Origin of the sequence: Streptomyces rapamycinicus NRRL 5491, from assembly GCF_024298965.1 — a bacterium.
Lineage (GTDB): Bacteria > Actinomycetota > Actinomycetes > Streptomycetales > Streptomycetaceae > Streptomyces > Streptomyces rapamycinicus.
Genome location: NZ_CP085193.1, coordinates 10906797 through 10926459, shown reverse-complemented (window position 1 = coordinate 10926459; position 19663 = coordinate 10906797). Strand labels below are relative to the sequence as shown.

15 protein-coding genes are annotated in these 19663 nt (G+C 72.5%); 1 reads left to right on the top strand and 14 read right to left on the bottom strand.

Going from position 1 to position 19663, the window contains the following annotated elements; all coding sequences use genetic code 11:
* Nucleotides 1-51: 51 nt before the first annotated feature.
* Complete coding sequence (locus LIV37_RS45490) at nt 52-1287, bottom strand: glycosyltransferase (protein WP_020873825.1); 1236 nt, start codon at nt 1285-1287, stop codon at nt 52-54.
* Between the two features lie 69 nt (nt 1288-1356).
* Nucleotides 1357-2670, bottom strand: coding sequence for a UDP-glucose dehydrogenase family protein (locus tag LIV37_RS45485; protein WP_020873824.1), 1314 nt, complete (start codon nt 2668-2670; stop codon nt 1357-1359).
* A 263-nt stretch (nt 2671-2933) separates the two neighbouring features.
* Between LIV37_RS45485 and LIV37_RS45480 the strand changes: the two genes are divergently transcribed.
* On the top strand, nt 2934-3563 hold the full coding sequence (locus tag LIV37_RS45480) for a TetR/AcrR family transcriptional regulator (protein ID WP_243146540.1): 630 nt from the start codon (nt 2934-2936) through the stop codon (nt 3561-3563).
* A gap of 66 nt (nt 3564-3629) precedes the next feature.
* Here LIV37_RS45480 and LIV37_RS45475 read toward each other — a convergent pair whose 3' ends face one another.
* The 12 genes from LIV37_RS45475 to LIV37_RS45420 all read right to left on the bottom strand — a co-directional run bounded on the left by LIV37_RS45475 (nt 3630) and on the right by LIV37_RS45420 (nt 19652).
* A complete protein-coding gene (locus LIV37_RS45475) occupies nt 3630-4502 on the bottom strand; it encodes a peptidoglycan-binding protein (RefSeq protein WP_020873822.1) in 873 nt (290 codons plus the stop codon).
* Nucleotides 4503-4581: 79 nt separating this feature from the next.
* Nucleotides 4582-6117 (bottom strand): DUF6519 domain-containing protein, encoded by a 1536-nt coding sequence (locus LIV37_RS45470; RefSeq protein ID WP_020873821.1) that lies wholly within the window; start codon nt 6115-6117, stop codon nt 4582-4584.
* A 112-nt stretch (nt 6118-6229) separates the two neighbouring features.
* On the bottom strand, nt 6230-8407 hold the full coding sequence (locus tag LIV37_RS45465; protein ID WP_020873820.1) for a hypothetical protein: 2178 nt from the start codon (nt 8405-8407) through the stop codon (nt 6230-6232).
* The gene (locus tag LIV37_RS45460; RefSeq protein WP_020873819.1) at nt 8404-12348 is read right to left on the bottom strand and encodes a putative baseplate assembly protein; all 3945 of its coding nucleotides are present in this window, start codon (nt 12346-12348) and stop codon (nt 8404-8406) included. The genes LIV37_RS45465 and LIV37_RS45460 overlap by 4 nt, the downstream gene beginning before the upstream one ends.
* Nucleotides 12345-15560, bottom strand: a complete 3216-nt coding sequence (locus LIV37_RS45455) for a putative baseplate assembly protein (RefSeq protein ID WP_020873818.1) — start codon at nt 15558-15560, stop codon at nt 12345-12347. Before LIV37_RS45455 ends, LIV37_RS45460 begins: the two co-directional genes overlap by 4 nt.
* Nucleotides 15557-15955, bottom strand: a complete 399-nt coding sequence (locus LIV37_RS45450; protein WP_020873817.1) for a GPW/gp25 family protein — start codon at nt 15953-15955, stop codon at nt 15557-15559. Before LIV37_RS45450 ends, LIV37_RS45455 begins: the two co-directional genes overlap by 4 nt.
* Complete coding sequence (locus tag LIV37_RS45445) at nt 15952-16296, bottom strand: hypothetical protein (protein ID WP_121826602.1); 345 nt, start codon at nt 16294-16296, stop codon at nt 15952-15954. The genes LIV37_RS45450 and LIV37_RS45445 overlap by 4 nt, the downstream gene beginning before the upstream one ends.
* Before the next feature lie 29 nt (nt 16297-16325).
* Nucleotides 16326-16859 (bottom strand): phage baseplate assembly protein V, encoded by a 534-nt coding sequence (locus tag LIV37_RS45440; protein ID WP_020873815.1) that lies wholly within the window; start codon nt 16857-16859, stop codon nt 16326-16328.
* A 15-nt stretch (nt 16860-16874) separates the two neighbouring features.
* The gene (locus LIV37_RS45435; protein ID WP_121826758.1) at nt 16875-18014 is read right to left on the bottom strand and encodes a hypothetical protein; all 1140 of its coding nucleotides are present in this window, start codon (nt 18012-18014) and stop codon (nt 16875-16877) included.
* Nucleotides 18007-18384, bottom strand: a complete 378-nt coding sequence (locus tag LIV37_RS45430) for a LysM peptidoglycan-binding domain-containing protein (protein ID WP_020873813.1) — start codon at nt 18382-18384, stop codon at nt 18007-18009. Before LIV37_RS45430 ends, LIV37_RS45435 begins: the two co-directional genes overlap by 8 nt.
* A gap of 6 nt (nt 18385-18390) precedes the next feature.
* Nucleotides 18391-19077: a hypothetical protein gene (locus LIV37_RS45425; protein ID WP_020873812.1), complete on the bottom strand. Its 687-nt coding sequence runs from the start codon at nt 19075-19077 to the stop codon at nt 18391-18393.
* Nucleotides 19074-19652, bottom strand: a complete 579-nt coding sequence (locus LIV37_RS45420; RefSeq protein WP_121826603.1) for a hypothetical protein — start codon at nt 19650-19652, stop codon at nt 19074-19076. The genes LIV37_RS45425 and LIV37_RS45420 overlap by 4 nt, the downstream gene beginning before the upstream one ends.
* Nucleotides 19653-19663: the final 11 nt, after the last annotated feature.

The window sequence follows — 19663 nt, the reverse complement described above, 5'->3', positions numbered from 1 at the left end:
CGTAGCGGGGGCGCGGAGCCCGGGCGCGGGGCCCGGGCTCCGCGCGGGGTGTTATCCGGCGAGCTTCTCCAGGTCGAGGACGGCGCTGTCGATCTCCGGGAGCGCCAGCATCTCCAGCCGCGCCCGGCGGGCCACGGCGCGGCAGCCTTCGTCGGCCAGCACCTCACGGCAGCCGGCGAGGATACCGTCCGCCGTGGTGTCGGTGATGTGCCTGCCGAGCCGGAGTTCCTCGACCCGCCGTGCGTTGCCGGGCTGGTCGCCGAACTGGGGCAGCACCGCCATCGGTGTCGCCGTGCGCAGCGATTCGCGGATGCTGTTGAAGCCGCCGTGGGTGAGGAAGATGTCCACGGATTCCAGCAGCAGTGGCTGGGGCAGCCGCTCGGTGATGTGCACATGGGGCGGCACCCCGTCGGTGTCCACGGGGATGCCCCCGGTGGCGAGGATGGCGGTGCACTCCTCCAGCCGCGACACCGCTTGGATCATGGTCTGCAGCGTCTGCACCGGGTCCGGCGTCGGCATGGCCGGCGCGGAGTCGTCCGCCTCGCGCGCCTTGTCGCGGAGCATGGGGATCGCAGTGCCGATGGCGGCGAACACCAGCGGGCGGTCGGTGGGCAGTTCGGCGACCCAGCGCGGCAGCACGGCACCGCGGTCCACGTCCACCGTCTGCCGGTAGGCCCAGGACGTCGGCAGGTGCTGGGCGAAGGAGAAGGCCGGTGGTACGTAGTCGATCCGCCCGTGCGGGACCACCGACAGCGGGTCTTCGGAGATGGACAGCCCGTGCTGCTGCCGCAGGGCGTTGAGGTGCGGCAGCACCTTGTCCGGGTTGAAGGTGTTGCTGCTCCCGGAAGGGGTGGGCAGCTGCGGTATGCCGAGGGTTTCGGCGATGAGGCAGGAGCCGAGGTCCATGCCGTCGCGCAGGATGAGGTCGGGCCGGAAGTCGCGGGCCACGGGGAGCAGGGCGTCCAGGAGCGTTGTGGCCATCGGGCCGGACAGGACCTTGGCGACGACGCGCAGCAGGAAGGCCTGCCGCTCCGCATCGTCCATCCGGGCCATGTCCGGCGGACCGGCCGGGCCGGCCTCCTCGGCCATCGCGGGGCCGAGGAAGGTCGCCGGGGAGAGGTCGTCGAGGCACGTGGTCACCCGCACATCGTCCGATGCGAAGACGGGGGCGAGGACCGGGGTGGTGGCCACCAGCACCTCATGACCGGCCGCCGCGAGGGCCCGGGCCAGGGGAAGCTGGGCGCGGCCGTGGGAGGGGCTGCCGAGCGTAGTGAACAGTACCCGCAACGCAGGGGCCTTTCTGTGGGAAGGGTCTCGTACGGGAGGGATACGGCGAGGAAGGGGCGGGCGGGGCGGTCAGCGCGCCATCGCGGGCGTGCGGCCGATGCCCTCGCAGGTGAGTCCGGCGCGGCGCAGCCGGTCCGGGTCCAGGAGGTTGCGGAAGTCGTAGACCACCGGGGACCCGAGCAGTCCGGCGACGCGCTCCCAGTCCAGGGCGCGGAACTCCGGCCACTCGGTCAGGACGAGACAGGCACGCGCTCCCCGGAGGGCCTCCTCGGGGGTGTCCGCGAGGGTGAGCAGATCGCTGAGGTCGGGGCGGGTCTCGCTGAGCGCGGGGTCGTAGGCGTGGAGTTCGGCCCCCCGCTCCTTGAGCAGCCGGGCGATGGCCAGGGCCGGTGAGTCGCGCAGATCGGAGGTGCCCGCCTTGAACGCCAGGCCGAGCACGCCCAGCCGTACGCCGCGCAGCGAGCCGTCGCCCCGGGTGCATCCGGCCACCACGCGCTCGACGAGCCGCCGCTGGTGTTCGACGTTGGTCTCGATGGTGGCGCCCAGCAGCGGGAAGTCCACGCCCGACTCCTGGCAGACCGTCAGCAGGGCGTGGGTGTCCTTGGGCAGGCAGGAGCCGCCCCAGCCGGGGCCCGGTTTGACGAAGGCCGAGCCGATGCGGGGGTCGTGGCCGATACCCGTGAGCACATCGTCCACATCGGCGCCGAAGTGCTCGCACAGCGTGGCGAGGTTGTTGGCGAAGGAGAGCTTCATGGCCAGGAAGAAGTTGGCCGCGTACTTGACGAGTTCGGCGCCCGCGGCGTCGGTGAGCACCAGCGGGGCGTCCAGTCCGGCGTACAGGTCCGCCACCCGTCGCGCCGCGTCCCGGTCCGCGGCGCCGACCACGATGCGGTCGGGGTGGAGGAAGTCGCGCACCGCGTAACCCTCGCGGAGGAACTCGGGGTTGGACACCACGGCCACGTCGGGGCGGTCCAGCAGCGCGGCGACGCGCTCGGCGGTGCCCACGGGCACGGTGGACTTGTTGACCACCACGCTGCCGCGCGGCAGCGCGTCGCGGATCTGGTCCGCCACGGCCTCGACGGCGGCCAGGTCGGCGGCGCCACCGACGCCCATCGGGGTGGGCAGGCACAGGAACACCACGTCGGCGTCGGCGACCGCGGCCCGGGTGTCGCGGACGAACGCGAGCCGCCCGGAGTCCAGTCCCTCCCGGACGAGTTCGGGCAGCCGGGGCTCGAGGATGTCGACCTGTCCGCGCCGGAGCCGTTCGACCTTCCGGTGGTCGGTGTCCGCGCACACCACTCGATGGCCGAGGGTGGCCAGACAGGCGCCGGTGGTCAGCCCGACATAGCCGGTGCCCACCACCGCGACGCGTCGTATCTGCACAGGGGATCACCACTTCTGCTGGGGGTCAGATGCGGGTGCGTGGCGAGGGCGGCGCGGGGCCGCCCGGTCGGGATACGAGCAGGTTGGACACCGTCGTCCGGCCTGGACCGTGCGTTGCGGCGACCAAAGTCACCACGCGTTGACAAAACATAACGCGCCGACCCACAGCTTGGTCAACAAGTGATGACAACAGTGGGTGACTTCTGGACATGCGAGGCTGAACCGGCAGCATGTACGGCACGGTCCAGGCGGAGGTACGACAGGTGAACCGGGCAAGCGACACAGGAGGGTGCGACGACCACCCGCGCCGCGCCCGCAGATACGACGCGGCGGGCACGCGCAGCGCCCTGCTGGGCGCCGCCGCGCTGCGGTTCGCCAGATACGGCTACGACGGCTGCAGCGTGCGCGACATCGCCAAGGACGCGGGGGTGGACGCCGCCCTGGTCTACCGCTATTTCGGCTCAAAGGAGGCGCTGTTCGACGCGGTGTCGACCAGCACCGGCATGTTCGAGCCACTGCGCCATCTGCCGCTGGACGAGGTGTCGGCGTGGATCTGCGACGTGGTCTCCAGGGGGCCCACCGAGGAGGAGGCCCCGCATCCGCTGCTGACCAAGCTGCGCTCCTCCAGCCGGGAGGAGACCGTCGGGCGGTTCCGCGAGGAGATCACCGAGGTGTTCTCGGAGGGGTTCGCGCGGCGTCTGGAGGGCGAGGACGCCGAACTGCGGGCCGAGTTGATGGCGGCGTGGCTGATGGGCATCACCCTGCTGCGCCTGGCCATCCGCACACCGGCGCTGGCCGCCACGCCGGACGACACCCTGCTGCGCTTCCTGCGGGCGGGTATCGACCCGCTGCTGGACGCGGGCTGCCCCGGGGACGGGAGCGAGGACGGCTGACCGCTCCTCGCTCCGCCCCCGGCGCGGGGAAGCCGCCGTAGCGGCCTGAGGGAAACCGGTGTGACGCTAGACGTTCGGCACGCGCAGCTTGTCCCAGCTGGTCTTGCCGGGGACGCCGTCCGCGTCATCGCCGGAGTAGCCCAGCTTGCGCTGCCAGGCCGCGTAGGACTTGCGGTCCGCCTCGGTCCACTCCGGGCTCGGGCCCTCCTCGTAGCGTCCGCAGCCCTCGGCCACCAGCCGCTTGCCCATCGCTGTGATGATCTTGCTCTCGCGGCCGTTCCGGAAGAAGTCGGCGCCCGGGAACGGCTCGTAGGTCGCCGGTGGTTTGGGGGCCGGGCCGTCCGGTTTGGCGCCGAGCCGCTTGGCGACGCGGCTGCGCATGCTGTCCATGGTGAAGCCACGCGGGTCGACCTTGCCCGGCTGCCACTCCAGATGGCCGATCACCGAGCGCTGGGTCCAGCCGTGCGCCCGGCAGATGGCCGCGGACACCTTCTCGATCGCCAGCTTCTGCGCCTCCGGCCAGGGGTCCTCGCCGTCGCCGAGGTTGACGCACTCGAAGCCGTAGAAGTGGCGGTTGCCGTCGGTGTCGGCCTCGTTGTCGGCGGGCAGCGCCGATTCGTTGACGACGGCTCTGAGCACGTCGCTGTCGCCCAGGCCCGCGTGGTTGGCGCGGCCGTTGCCGACCAGGTGGACCGCGCCGGACTTGTCGATGACGCCGTGGCACAGCGGCCCCGGCAGCGAGGAGTGCCCCTCGTAACACAGCTCCACGGAGGAGTCCGTGCCCTTGGTGACGGTGTGATGGATCATCACACCGTTGACCGGCCCCCAGGGGCCCTTGCTGTTGCGGTTGTGAGTCCGCCAGTCGCGGTACTCATGGACTTCCAGTCCCTCGTCGCGAAGCGCCTTGAGCAGACGGTCGGCGGTGAGCGGCGTGGCCATGGTGATGTGCTCCTTAGGGATGAGGCATGGTGATGTACGGATGCCACGGGCACGGAACTCAATCGGCTCCGGACCGGGCCTAGGCTTCCGGTTCGGCGTCCTCCCTGGCCCTGGTCCCGGCCGCCGCTTCGGCCTCCGCCGCGAGCGCCGACGCGTCCGCGGCCGGGGCGGGCACGGACAGCGGCCCGAACACCATCCGCAGATCGAGCTCCGCCTGCTCGGCGGTCACCCACGCCAGCGGCGCGTAGTGCGCCTGGATACCGGCCGGGGCCTGGAGGAGCGGTTTGCGGGCCGTGTTCAGCGGCCACTCCACGCTGCCCGTGGCGGTGCGGGCCGGGATCAGCCAGTGGTCCCCGGAACGGTAGGCGCCGTCGGGGGCGAAGTACACCTCGACTCCGTCCTCCAGGGGCAGCCAGCGGCCCTCCTCCACCTTGAGCGCACCGCGCCTCAGCCGCGCCGCCGCGCCCTTGCGAGGGCGCCGGGTGGTCTCCCGGTGGTCCCAGCGGCGCAGGAACGGCCGCAGCTCGGGGCGGCGGCCGACACCCGGCTCGGGCTCACCGGACAGCCGCACCCGCCGCCCCGGCAGGTCGGCCTCCTCCACCCGCAGCAGCGGCAGCGGTTCGCCCCGGCTGGTGTAGGCGGTGTCCACGAACTCCACCAGGTCCCCGACGTTGAGATCCAGCTTGTCGTCGCTGCCCAGCGACGCCAACTCGACCCAGGTACCGTCGAGTTCGTCGACCGGGAGGACCACCGAGCCGTTCTCCCTGGACCATTTGAAGGTGGCCTCCTTCGCCGTGCCGCCCTCGTGGATCTCCACCCGGTACAGCTGGTTCTCCGGCCCCCGGTAGCGGGCGTACGGGCGGACCAGGCAGGGGTCCTGGTCCGCGTGTTCCGGCCGCTCGGCGCGCGCCGCCAGCCGGGACCCGGGCGCCGTGGCCTTCCGCGCCCACGCCTCGAACGCCTTGCCGACCTGCTCCTTGCTCGCCCCTCCCGGGTTCTCCAGCTCCAGGGCCGCGCTCTCCACCGGCAGCACCTGCCAGACCACCTTGACCCGCGCCGCCGTGTCCGGCATCGCCGAGCCGAGGGCCACCTCGCGCAGCGCCGGGTCCTCGGCGGCGGCCACCGACCGCTCCCACACCTTCAGGGCGACCAGGAACGGGCGCTGCTCCGGCAGCCGGTCGCCCGGCCGCTCCGGGTCCCGGTAGGCGTCGGGCTGATCCCAGTAGGTCCAGGTGGCGGGCGGCTCGTCCGGCTCGGGCGCGTCGGCCTCGCCCTCCGCGCCGGAGGCCCCGTCCGCCGCCTCGTCCTCGACCGCCGCACCGGGCAGCGGCCGGGTCGCGTCGCACAGGATGCCGTCCACGTAGTAGCGGCCGCCCTCGATGATCAGGTCGTCCAGATCGCGGCTGCCGCCCTTGAACCGGATGTGGAATCCGGCGTCCGCGGACGGGCCGCCGTGCTGCCCGATCAGGTCGGCGGCGAGCGTACGGGCCTGGTGGAGCTGAATCGCGGTCTGCTCGTTGGCGTCGGCGTCGAGCTGTACGCGGCCCTGCTGGGCGACGACGGCGGAGTAGCGCCGGTCGGGCCGGAAGGTGAGTCGGGAGAGATCGGCGTGCATGGAAGGGGTCCCCCTCGGAAGGTTCGGAAGTCTGGCGGGCGCGGCTCGGACGGGCGGGCGGGCGGGCTGACTGGCTGGCCGGCCGGTGCGTCGGTGTCGGTGTCACATCGGCTCACGTCACGGCGATGACTCCCGCGTCCGTGCCCGCCGGCGCGTACTCCGCGAGCCGCGCCCGCAGGCTGTCCTCGCGCTGCGGCTGGTACAGGTCGTGGAACGCGCCCATCTCGGCGCCGTCCTCGGCGCCCCGGCGGATCTCCTCCGCGCAACCGGCCGCCAACCGCCCGTACACCGGAGTGCCGTAGCGCTCGCCGCCGAACAGCGGCCGCACCCGCGACGCCTCCTCGGCCCCCACCAGATCCGGCTGGCAGCGGTGGCGGCGCGGGGTGCGCGAGCCCGGCGGCACATAGCTGAACCGCAGACATCCGACACCGCGCCGGGCCACGTGCATCCGCCCGGTGAAGAGGCTGTTCTCGCCGATCCGCACGGCGTGGGTGTGCACTTCGCCGATGACGGTGGTGCGGTGGGCGTGCAGTACGGCGTGGGCGTGGCGGCAGTCCGGGGCGGACAGCGCCGGGCGGTCGTGTCCGGTGGCGTCCAGGATGGAGTCGCGGATATGGAGGGCGAGCGGGTCGGTGTGCACCTCCTCGCCGATCACCTCGATGGTGCCGAGGACGCTGCGCTCGATCTGGACGCAGGCGGTGGTGCGCTCCAGGACCAGGCTGGGCTCGTCGGGCGAGCGCGGCTCGCACTCCGGCTCCAGGGACCAGCCCGGGACGAGGGTGCAGTGGCGCAGCACCACGGCGCCGACCGGCCCGGTGACGTTGAGGCCGCGCCCCGCGATCAGCAGCCCGTCCAGCACGATGCGCGGCGCCTCGCCACCGGTGTTCCCGTGCTCCTCCCGCGCCCGGATGTTGAGCGCGTCGGGGCGGTTGCTGTACCAGTCCAGCAGCCGGATCACCGGCCGGGTGCCCTCGGCGGCGCGCAGTTCGAGCCGGTCGCCCGGGTCCAGGTCGAAGTCCAGCTGCTCCTGGTAGGCACCGCTGTGGGTGATCTCGATGATGCCCTCGGGGCCGCATCGCCCGCCCCGCCGGTCATGCCGCCACTGCCGGTACGCGTCCATGATCCGCTGGTACGGGCACCCCGGCCCGACCCGGTAGACCTCGGCGGCCGGGGAGGTCTCGCGGTCGTCCCGGTCGTACTCCCCGCCGCCCATGTCGTCGGGGGACGCGTAGTGGTAGGTGACCCAGACGCCGTGGCGGGGCGCGGTGCGCGAGCCGAAGGCGATCCGGCCGAGTTCGGGGTCGATGACCACCTGGCCGCGCTTGGCGCGGTAGCGCCAGTCCGTCAGATCGGCCACCACGATGTCCGACGGCGGCACGGGCTCGTCGTGGCCGTCCCGCCAGATGGTGAGGCTCTTGCCCGGTCCGTAAGTGTCGAGGAGATGGCCGGCGAGCTGCCGTCGGCGGAGGTACGCGGGCACGTTGTCGATGGCGGCGATACTCGTGGCGGACGGCTCGGGTTCGGGCCGGGTCACCAGCGGCGTGTCATTGCCGAGGATCGAGAAGGTGTAGAGGTTGCGGGCCCGGTCGACGCAGTACGCGGGCGCCCTGGTCACGTGGTACGGCTTCAGCCGCCATACGAACAGCCCGACCCCGGCCGGGGTGTGGCCGCCCTGTCCGCGCCGGGAGCCCGCGCGCCGTACGTCCACCGAGCGCGCCACCGTGCCGAACGGCCCGCCCGCCAGGTCCAGCGCCGCCCCGTCCCGCAGATCGGCCAGCCGGCCCCGGGAGAGTCTGCGCAGGTCCGCCGCAGCGCCGCCGGTCCCGCCGTAGAGCTTGACCGGCTGGTGGTGCGCGGTGAGCCGGGAGAGCTCGACGGCGCGGGCTGGCCATCCGGCCACCGACGCGGAGAGCTCCTCCAGCAGCGCGAGCGTGCCCTTGCGCCGCCGGTAGGCCACGGTGGCGGCCACGTCCCGGCGTGGCGCCAGCGCCTCGGCCAGCCGCGCCAGGGACGCGTCCGGCGGCCCGCCGTCGCGCAGTCCGGTGGCCGGCACCCGCTCGTAACCGGGCAGCGGGCGGTAGCCCACCAGATCGCCGAGGTACGGCAGCACCCATGCGGTGGCGGTCTCCACGAACCAGTCGTCGTACTGGTGCTCCACCCCCTCGCGTACCCGATCGACCTGCTCGGCGATCACGGCGAGCAGGGCGCGCAGGGGCTCGCCCGCCTCGGCGTCCCTGAGGCGGTGCCACTGCGGAAGCAGCTCGGCGAGCCCGTCCGGCTCCCTGCTCATGAGGTGACCTCCGTGAGGATCAGCGTGTCCGGGACATCGGGTGAGAACATCGCGAGCCGCGCCGGGCGGATGCCGCGGAAGACGGACACCGAGCGGCCCTCGGCGAGGCGGCGGGTGTCGGTGATGTCGGGGTTGAGGCGCAGCAGTTCGGCGAGCGGGATGCCGTGGCGTCCGGCGATGCCGGTGAGTGTCTCGCCGTCCGTTGCGGTGACCCGGTAGGTGTCCTCGGCGTACTCGGCGGGCCGGGCGGGGACCACCGCGCCGGGCTCGGTGAGCCGGGCGGCCAGGTCGGCCAGTTCCCCCGGGGTGCTGGCGGCCGGGACTCCGGTGAAGGCGTCCACGTCCACGTAGTCGACACCGGGCACCGACTGGGCGGTGGCCAGCACCTCGGAGAGCGCGGCCGGTTGCCCCAACTCGCGCCCCGGATAGCCCAGTTCGCGCAGCAGGGCCTGGCGCAGCCGGGGTTCGACCAGCTCCCAGGAGTGGTCCGGCGCCACCTTCACCCGTGCCACCAGCACCAGCAGCACCAGCTCCCGCACGTCCACCCGGACCGGCAGCCGGGTGTCCCCGTAGGCGGTCAGCGAGGTGCGCAGGGCGCGCAGCACCTCCGCGTCGGCGCCGATCGGCGCGTCGTCCACCCCGGCCACGGTCACATGGAGCACCCTGCGCCGCCCGTCGAAGAGTTCGCGGGCGGCGGCCCGGCCGATGCCCGCGCGGGACCGGGCGAAGTCCTCGTAGTCCTGGAGGGAGACCAGCCGGTCGAGCGCGGAGACCGCGAGCGGGATGGTACGGCGGGTCAGGCCCGGACCGTCGCCGTCCGCGCCCCCGGTGGCGGGCTGCGGATTGGTGACGGCGGTGACACCGAGGGGCCGGGTGAGGGCCTGGGTGATCCGGTCCGCGGGCACGTTGGCGGCCTCGCCGGTGCCGAAGCGGTAGCGGGCCCGTACGTTCTCGTGGCCGCGGGGCAGCCGGGCCCCGTGCACCCCGTCGCCGAAGGTCACCGTGGTCCGTCCGTCGGCGGTGGTCCCGGTGACGTAGACGCGCTCGCGCGGCCCGCGTCCGGCGAGGCTGTCCACCCGGTGCCACAGCAGCCCGTCGACGCGGATCTCGAGGGCGGGGACGGCGCCCAGGGGGTTGTCCGCGGGGAGCCAGGTCAGCGGCGACTGCCACAGCGTGAAGGTCTGGCCGGCCACGGCCGGGTCGCCGCTGCCGATGGGCTCGTCCCGGCTCTCGCCGTGCGTGGCGGGCACGACATTGCCCTGGACGCGGACCGTCTCGCGGCGGTAGCGATAGGCCAGATCGGCGGTGAGGGTGAGCGTGGTGTGCACATGGTCGCCGGGCAGGTCGGGGTCGACGCGCTGGTCCACGGCGGCGATCACCGCGAGCTCCGTGCCCCGGACCCCGGGCGGGCCGCCCGGCCCGCCCGGACCCGGGATGTCGGTGCGCTCGCCGGAGACGATGATCCGGCGGCCGGGCCGCAGCCCGTCGTACAGCTCGGCGAGCTCGATCTCGTTGCCGTGCACATCCTCGCCCAGCGGCTCGTCCGCCGGGCGCAGCGGTTCACCGCCCGCGTACACGGTGGTGTCGCGGATCGCGGAGAGCAGCACATCGTGCTCGTCGAGCCATGGGTCGGCGAGGGTCAGCTGGGTGCCGCGGCCGGTGATGCCGTAGTTGGTGTACGCGGCGGTGCGCACGGTGACGACGCGGGTGGTGACGGAGGCGAGCTTCTTGTCGCCCGGGACGCCGTCCGGCTCACCGGACCCCTTGCGGGGGCGCTCGATGGCCACCCAGCTGCCCACCGTGATGGAGTTCTGCACCGAATCCAGCGGCAGCACATAGCGGTTGGTGGGCTCGGGCACGGTGGCGATGCCGATCTCGACGGCCGGGGGCTCACTGCCGGGGGTGAAGCGCAGCGTCAGTTCATAGGCGCCGTAGCCGATCTGTTTCGGTGGTTCGCCACGGCTGAGCATCCACTGCTTGGTGTCCCCGTTGTCCACGACCACGTGCACCCGCCCGTCCTCGGCGGGCCGGGACACGAACAGGGTGAGCGCGGGCAGTCCGGGCAGCAGGGTGGCGGTGACACCGGGCTCCTGCGAATCGGTGGGGCGGCCCCGGAGCCAGCCCAGGTCGTGGTCCTGGCCGACGCGGGTGGACAGCTGGACTTTCCCGGGGCCGAGCTCGAACTCGGCGGTCTGCGGCAGGTTCTCGCTGCGCTGCCATGACGTCCCGGTCTCGATGTGCTGGAACTCCGCCTTCACCGGCGCCTTGACCGCCGTGTCGTACACGATCCGTACGGCGGTCAGCTCACCGCCGGTCAGCGGCCAGTCGGTCTGCCGGATGACCCGGCCCCGGTCGTCCTGCACCGGCTTGAGCGGCGCCATCGCTCCGAAGGGCGCGGCCGTCACCCGCATCGCCAGCAGCTCGCGCAGCAGCGGGACGGTACCCGGCGGGGTGGTGGCGGCCGGGGCGGCGCGGCGCCACGCCGTGTACATCCCGCTCCGCACCCTCGGATCGAGGGCCGACAGCAGCCCGGCGGCCAGGTCGGAACCCGGCCCGAAGAGCCGCCGCGGATCGTGCGCCGCAGTGGCGCGGGCGCCGGACGGGGGCCGTACGACGCGGGTGCGCAGGGCGGGCAGGACGGCGCCGAGCGCGCGCACGGCGGCGGTGCCGTGGGCGGGCCCGGTGGCGGAGCCGTGGGCCCCGGCGGCGGGGCCGTCGGTTTCGGTGGCGCTGTCGGCCGCGGGGGGCCGGTCCTCGGCGAGCTGGGACCGCAGCCGCACCTCGCCGGACCCGGCGGCGTCCAACTCTCCCGCCCGCTCCCGCAGTTCGCCGATCACCGCCTCCAGCCGCTCGAACCAGGCGGCGACCTCCTCGTACGGGGCGGCCAGCACCTGCGCCTCCGCCAGCCGGTCATGCGGTTCGGCGAGCCGCCGGGCGAGCTGCCCGGACGTGGTGATTCCGTCCAGGTCGCCCCGCAGCGGCGCCAGGACCTGCGCGTCGAAGTCCTCGATCAGCCGGCTGACGGGACGCGGATCGGGGTGGTCCGGCGTGGGTTCGGCGTCCCCCCGGTCGTCCGGGTCCTCGTCCGCCTCCGGGTCGGTGATCCACCGGCGTACCTCGTCCACCAACTCCTTGAGGGACGGCGGGGCGGACTGTGGCAGCCCGATCGCCGTCACGTCCTCGTCGCGGTCGACGCTCACCCGCGCCACCGGCAGCAGCAAGTGTCGGCCGCCGCCCCCGGACTCCGCCGTCCCGCCGAAGACGAAGAGCAACTGGTCGCCCACGGTCAGCCCGAGCGAGGTCCCGGACACCAGCAGTTCCGAGCGGCGCCGCAGGTCGTCGGGGCCGATCAGGGCGGGCCGGCGGCGGCGCACCGCCAGTTCGTTCCACGCCCACCGGGCCGTCAGGTCCTCGCTCGTCTGGTAAGTCTGCGACTCCTCGTCGGAGGCCGCCGGGACGCTGTGGCTGATGGCCCCGCGCGGAATGGTCACCACGACGTCCTCGGCGCGCGGATCCCGGTCCAGGGTGTACGCGAGATGGGTGTCGGCGGCCACGCCCGGCCGTGGCACATGCCCCACCAGCCGCCCCAGGAGGGCGAGCGAGCGGGGGTCGTGGGCGGTGCGCAGATAGCCCTCGTCGGCGATCCGCTCGGAGTGGAAGGTCAGCAGGTCGCCCAGGACCGCCCAGGCGTCCAGCAGCCCGATGGCCGGGTCGTCCGGGGTGCGTACGGTCAGGCCGCGCAGCGCGGGGTAGGCGGGCGAGGCGAGCCGGTCGAGCATGGCGGCCAGGAACGCGCCGTAGTCGCCGACGCGATAGTCCAGGGCGGTGCGGCCGGGCGGGTTGTGCGGGGTGCCGGGGGCGGCCCGGCGCTCGTCGTGGCCTCCGCAACCGCAACCGCAGCCGCTGTCGCCGGAGTTGACGTGGTCGGGGTGGTCGCTCATCGGGCCCCCTTCAGCTCGATGACCAGGTGGCCGTTCTCGGGCCGGTCGGGGTCGTTGTCGCATTGGGCGATCTCCAGGGGGCCGATGCGCAGGATGCCCTCCGTCGGCGCCTCGCCGTGTGACGTCTCGTACGAGGTGCCGTCATCGGGCTCCTTCGGCCCCTCCAGCCCCTCGTGCCACAGCCGTCGCAGCCGGGTGACCGCAACGCTCAGCACCCCCGGCACCGCCGCCGCGACGGCCACCAGGCGGCTGAGCCGCACCGGTTCGCCGAAGGTCAGCGCGTCGGGGTGGAAGAAGCCGAGCCGCCCGCCGGAGAACCGGCGGCCGCCCAGCGCCCGGTACAGCTCGGCGAGGATCTGCCCGTGCTGGTGTCCGGGCGCGGCGCACACCTCGATCGCGATGTCCAGTGGCACGGCGCGGGCCGGACCGACCACCAGGTCGTGTCCGATCCGGCGGTAGCCCTCCAGGGCGTGTGCGACCGCGTCGAGGAGGGCGGGGGGCGGTGCCCCGGTCCCGTACGCGTCAATGGCGATATGGGCCTCCCGCACACTGCCGGTCCAGCGGATCTCCGCCGCCGCGCGCCGCACCCCGGGCAGTTCGGAGGCGAGCGCCGCGTAGTCCTCGGCGGTGATGGCCCGGTGCCGGGTGCGCCTCAGATCGAGCGGGGCGAGCCGGCGGACCTGTTCGACCGGCTCGGGCCCGGTGCCGCCGACGGCGGGCAGCGGATTGCGCACCCCGGCCACGGGCAGGGGCTGTCCGGTGTCCGCCGCGTCCGGATCCCGGCACAGCACCAGGTGGTTGATGGCCTCGGGGCCGACGTTGCCCGCCGTGCCGCCGCCGGTCCGGTAGTGGACCGCGAGACGCGCCCCGGGCCTCGGCACGGCGCCGTACCGGCCGTCGCCGAAGCGCAGCGCGATGCGGCCGTCGTCCTCCAGCTCACCGACGAAGTGGCGGTCCCGGGGGCGGGAGGTGAGCAGATCGCGGCGCGGTGTCCAGGTCTCGTCGCCGTCCTCGACGCTGACGGCGGGGAGCGCGGCCCGTGGGTCCTGGACGAGAGCGGCGGCCGGACCGTGCAGCACCGGATCCTCCGGGCGCAGCCCGGCGGCGTACGCCCGGCCCCAACTGTGCGCGATCTCCCAGGCGATGCGCCCGTCCAGGACGGTGCCCGCCCGTGCTCTGGCGGTCAGTGCGGCCAGGCGCCCCAGCTTGGCGTCGAGCAGCCGGTCGCAGCGGTGCAGCAGCTCGCGCAGCGCGCGGACGGGGTGGCGGGCGAGTTCGAGGCGCTCCAGGACGCGCAGTCCGAACAGGACGGTCAGCTCGGCGATCTCCTCGTCCGAGAGCCCGTCGCGGTCGCGGGCGCCGCGCCACAGCTCCGTCAGCCGCTGCCGCACCCGCCCCGGGATGGCGGCCAGATGCTCGGCCTGCCCGGCCGCGATATGGCGCGGATCGGGGAAGGGCACGGCCTGGGTGACGGGGGACTGGTGCAGTACGGGCCGGAAGCGCGGCACGATCCCGGGGTAGACGGACTGGGCGAGAAGCGTCCGCAACGCCTCGGCCTGGGCGTACGCGGTGCCCGGCACGACCTTCTCGCGCCGCCGCCCGGCCGGCTCCAGACCGATCCCGGCCCGGCCGGTGGCCTCCGGGCCGACGGTGGTGAACAGCTCCCGTACGTCGTCGGGGGTCAGTTGCCGCCCGTGGCGGGCCCGGTCCAGCAGGGAGTCGACGAGCCGGGCGGGCGCGTTCCCGGCGTCCTTGTCGAAGCAGCCGAAGGCGGGGGGATCACAGGACCCGGCGACGGCGGGGACGGGCGGCACGGTGAGGGTCTCCGGTGTGCCGCAGCGATGGGTCAGCGAGCGGCCGTGGTCGACCAGCACCACATTCCCGCGCGCCACGCTGACGTCCTCGACGGGTGCGCAGTCCTGGCCGCCCCGGGTGGCCAGGCACAGCGGGAAGGACAGCGCGTCCTCCCGCGCCCAGGTCACCTCCAGCACCGGCTGCTCGGCGAGCCGGTCGACGGCGGGGGTGACGGAGCTCAGGCGCACGGCCTGCCGGTGCGACGGGTCGGCGTCGCCGGGCGTCCCGGAGCGCGGCCCCCGCACCTCCTCGAAGAGCAGCAGATCGCCGGGGCGCAGATCGAGCGCGCGGGCCCGGCACTCCTCGTCGGCCCACGCGTCGCGCAGCGTCGCGGAGGTGGCGCCCACGGGCAGCGAGCACACCTCGCCGCCCCAGGTCCACAGACGGATGCGGTGGTGTTCCGGCCGCAGATGAAGGGGGCGGTCGGTGACGACGGGCTCGAACACCTCCACCGATCCGCGCTCATCGAGCACGGCCAGCTCCCGGTCGTCCAGCACGGCCCCGATGTCCGGCCGGTCCAGCGGGCCGAGCGTACGGATGTCCACGGCGGCGAAGCGGTACTCCCCCGGCTCCAGCGTCAGCGGCTCGACCGTCTCGACGGTGACGAAGGCGCGGGTGTTGCAGCCGTCGTGCATCGGATAGTCGATGAGCCGTACGTGGCGGCGCACGGACACCCGGCGGCGGGCGGTGTCGAGATAGGCCTCGGTGGCCACCGCGTCCTGCTGGTAGCCGATCTGGTCGGCGGTGTGGGCGAGCAGCTCGACCAGGGTGATGCCGAGGTCGGCGGCGCCGCGCTCGACCCAGTCGGGGGTGGTGAGGCGGAGCCGGTCCAGGACGACCTGGCGGAGGGTGTCGTAGTCGCGGGCGGTGTAGTCGATGACGGGGGCGGGAGCGTGCCCGGGCCGGAAGGTGGCGGGGAGGTCGCGCTCGTCCCGCTCCTCTTGCCGTTCCGCGCAGTCGAAGGGGGTGGGGCAGTCGGGCCGGAAGGTGAACTCGGCGGAGAAGTACCGCTGGTCGAAGCCGGGGAACGGCTCGGTGCCGGGCCGCCCGTAGGGATCGGTGTCCACGACGGAGAGCCGGTAGGCGGAGGTGTCCCCGGCCCGGTCCACGGTGACGTACAGCTTGTCGTCGAGTTCGGGGTCCTCCTCGCGCTCGACGGAGATCTCCATGACCTCGATGCCGGTGATCCGGCGGCCGCCGTCGACCCGTACGTTCTCCGGGCACAGACCGTGCGGGGCCTTGCCGAGGAAGGTGACGGCGAGGGTGATGCCGTCGTCGCCGACCTCGACGGCGTCCACGCCATTGAGGTGAGCGGCCCTGATGCGATCGCGCCGCGACGCGGTGGAGGGGTGACTCACGCGGCACCCCTCCCCTCGAACACCTCATCGCGCAGGCCTGCGGTGGCGCGCACCACATACCGCAGATGGACGCGTACGACGTTCTCCTCGCTGACCACGTCCAGGGACTCCACCTCGATCAGCTCGCCGAGCCAACGCTGCAGCGACGCCTGGACGGACAGCTCGACGGCGGAGGCCAGTTCGGGGCTGTTGGGCGTGAAGACGAGGTCGAGCAGCCCGCAGCCGAAGTCGGGCCGCATCACGCGTTCGCCGGGGCTGGTGAAGAGCAACTGCTCGATGAGATCGCGTATGTGGTCGTCGTGGTCGGCGTGTGCGGTGCGCCCGCGCCGGTCGATCCGGAACGGGAAGGCGATATCGGTCCGTACGGTGTGTGTCCTGCCGGTCCGTGTCCTCATCCGCACATGACTCCTTGCCGCGCGGCGGAGACGACGGGTGGCCCCTGCGGCACGAGCCCCGCGCTGAAGCACTGTGCCGAGGAGGCGTCGAGCAGGACGGGCACGCCGTCGATCAGCACCGCGCCGCGGTCCGGAGTCCACCGGACGGTGGTGCACGGCAGCGGGACGCGGTCGACGGTGTGCGGGCAGCCGACGACCGTGAAGACGTCGTCGGCGGTCGGCACGGGCTGCCCGTCGAGCCGCACACCGGACGACGGAACGGATGCCGCCCGTACGCGTCCGCCGTGCGGGCAACTGATCACGGCGGTATGGCTGACGAGGTTCCCGGAATTCCCGGACACGTCCCTTGTCCCTCCCCGTTCGCTGCTGACTATCGCTTCTTGGGCACGGTCAACCGGCCCTGATTCAGGTCGACTTGATCTCCGACCAGGGAAACGGAGGCCCCCTGGCCGTTGTCGATGTGCACTCCGGTCGCGTCGATCCGTATGGACGCGCCACCCGGCGCCTGCAGCAGAATGCCCTCGGCCGGAACGTCGGACATCACGATCTTGTGCTTCCCCGGCGTCTGGATCACCACGGGGTGCGCGGTCGCCGGATCGGTCCGCGCGTCCTCCGGGAGCTGCTCCCTGGCCCCGAACCAGCACCCCGTCCAGATGGGGAAGCTGGGGTCCCCCTGCTCGAACTCCACCCACACCCCGGCCCCGGCGGACGGCACGACGTACTGCCCGGCGGGCCGCTGCTGATCCCCGGTGAAGGGGAAGCAGGGCATGGCCCAGGTCGACGGCTCATCGCCGAGGACATCGGGCACCTCGACGGTGATCCGGCCTATCCCGAGCGGGTCCTGGTTGTCCCGCACCCGGCCCCGGAACTTGCCGAGGAAGCGGTTGTTGGGCGTGGCCGCCATAGGGGCTCCTGATCCTTAGGGCCGAACGGTGCCGTTCCGGGCGATGAGCCCTTCGCGGGTGAGGGTGAAGTTCTGCTGGAAAGAACCGGGCCGGAGATGATGGGTGACGGTCTTGACGTAGTACTCCCCGTCGTAGGTGACCCCGGCGCCCCGGACGCCGACGAGCTGGCGTGGCTGGAGGATGTACCCGTGCCGGTTGACGTCGAGCGAGCCGGAACCGGAGATGGCGTCGGCGGTGGTGGCGGCCCTCGCCAGGGCCTCCGCCTCGGCCTGCGCCCGGTCCATCTTGGCCGTGCCGGAGAGCGTCTTGCGCTTGAGGGCCGGGGTGGCCCGCTTGCCGAGGGGCGGCCGGAGGGGGCTGATGTCGGGCTGGGCCAGGAGGGTGGACGTACGGGTGGTGGGGTCCTGCCAGCGGGCCTGGGGCTCCTCGCGGGCGGTCCCGTCATAGGCGAACGTCAGCTGGTCGACCGTGGAGTTCACGTCCATGTTGACCGTGAGGGCGTGCTGAGCTGTGCCGATCCGCTTCTCGGGCCCCCAGTAGGCGGTGGAGACCCCGGCCACGGGCCCCGGGATGAGGTGGAAGACATAGCCGTTCGCCTGGGCGAGATCGGTGACGTACTGGAGGTCGGTGCCGGATTGGTAGTCCACGCGGCGCTGTGCGTTGGGCGGTTGGAGGATCTTCTCCTCGATGACGTCCGCCTCGATCCCGTAATCGGTGTACTTCGAGAGGATCCGGCCGACGCGCTTGAAGGGCGGGAGGTTGGGATAGCGGTCGGTCCGCTCCTCGAGGTCCATGAGGAGGGTGAGGTCCTCGCCGGTGACGGTGAGGGTGGTCTGCCCGGGCTGATTGCTGGCCCCGACCTCATGGCGCACGATGAGCCCGTCGAGGAGGACGATCGGCGTGCCCTTGACCGCGGCCGTGACGATGACGCGGGTGCGGGGGTCGAAGAACCCCTCGGGGAGCAGCCGATCGATGATCGCGCCCCTTTTGGTGAGGTCGAACGCCATCTGGAAACCGCTGCGTTCACCGGCGGTGCTGGTGATCTGCGCGGACAGCAGCGCCGCGGTGACCTCGGGGGGCACGGGCCGGGTGAGCTTGGGCCCCATCCGTAATTCGAGGTGGATGGGCCCCTGCCCGACGGGCTCATCAGCCACGGCGCCCACCGCCTCCGCCCGGGAACCCGCTCGGGATCTCTATCTCCTCGCCCGGCTCGGCGGTCAGCTCGCGGGGGTCGAGGACGGGGTTGGCGTCGGCGATCCGCCACCAGGCGGCGGGGTCGCCGAAATAGCGCTGCCCGAGGTGGTCGGGGCGCTCGCCGCTGCTGACGGTGTGTGTCTCCGTCTCCTCGGGGTTTGCGCCGATTGGCGGCAACAGCCGCCGCTTGACGTACCGGACGGGCGTGCCGTCGGGTTGGGTGTGGATCCCGACCTCGGCGTCGTGGTAGCGGCTGGAGCGGGGGTAGGGGTGCGCCCCCGGAATCGCGTCGAGCGCGCTCTCGTAAGGCTGCGGCTGTGACCCGGCCATCTGCTTCTACACCCTCCCCAGCCCGATGTCCCCACTGTTCAGCCCCAGCGCGCTGAGCGCCCCACCACGCGCGGCCGCCGCGAGCCGCTCCTTCTGCGCGAGATGCGCGAGATAGAGCTCGGCGCCCCGGTGGCCGGCGGGCAGATCGCTGACGGTGAGCACCTTCAGCCCGATGCTGAGGGATGCGCGGATGGGGTTGAGATTGACGTCGAACGCCGATTCGTTGATGGACAGCTCGGTGATGCGGACCGGCATGACCCGCTTACTCCCCCAGGTGAAGAGGGTCAGCGGCATCTCGATCGGGCTGATCTCGATGGTCCCCTTCTTGGACAGCCGCATGGCCTCCCGCAACTTGGCCGTGGTCGGCTGCACAAGCATTTCGAGCGTCGCGAGCTGCGGGTGTATCCCGTCTGGCGCGGCCACCTCGAACTGATCGGTCGCGTCTATCTCCGCGGTGAACTTCCACGTCTCCTGCGCTGGGCCCTTGAGGCGCAGCGCCTCGTTCTTGTCCCCGCTTCCACTGCCGCCTCCACCGCTGTCGGCTTGGTCGCCGGCGGATTGGGGGGAGAGGGAGCGCTCCAGGGTGTCGGGGTTGAACTGGAGGATGATGATGCGTTGGGGGGTGCCGCGTTCGGGGTCTACGAGGACTATTCCGGAGCGGATGGGTTTGGGGATGTCGGGGTAGCAGGTCACTGCTCACCATCCACTTCGGCAAAGGCCGCCAGTACGGTTTCGGCTCGTTTTCTCACCCAGTCGACCGGATCTGATGCGCGCATCCGCTGAATTCCCGGTAGGAAATCTTCATATCCTGTGTATGTCGTGGACCACACCCCGATCCACCGCACATTCTCATTGTCGCTCTCCAAGGACGCGCTGATTCTTGTGAAGACGCCATCATGGAAGTCGTTGGGTGCGGCGATTCCGATGAGCAGGGTGGCCTCCGCGATTTCCTGCCCATCTTGTGCCTCGTCGTACTTCTTGAAGAGTTCCTCAAGCTTCCACGGATTCAGGGCGGCGTCTGCCTGTGCCACGAAAGGAGCCACCGCATGCCGGTGCAGACCCGTGAAGGCAATGTAGGGAATTCCGAAGTCGGCATCTTCGCAGCAGAAGAAAGAAGTTTCGTCCGGTAGTTCCCATTCGGTCAGGCCATCGACGCCCTCATCCCCGTTTCGTGGGATGTCTTCAACCATGGGCCAGCGGAGCAGCTGGGCAAATTCGCGCACCGCGAATTTGCCCACCCCCGGGCGGAGTACGTGTCGATCGCTCATGTATGTGATGG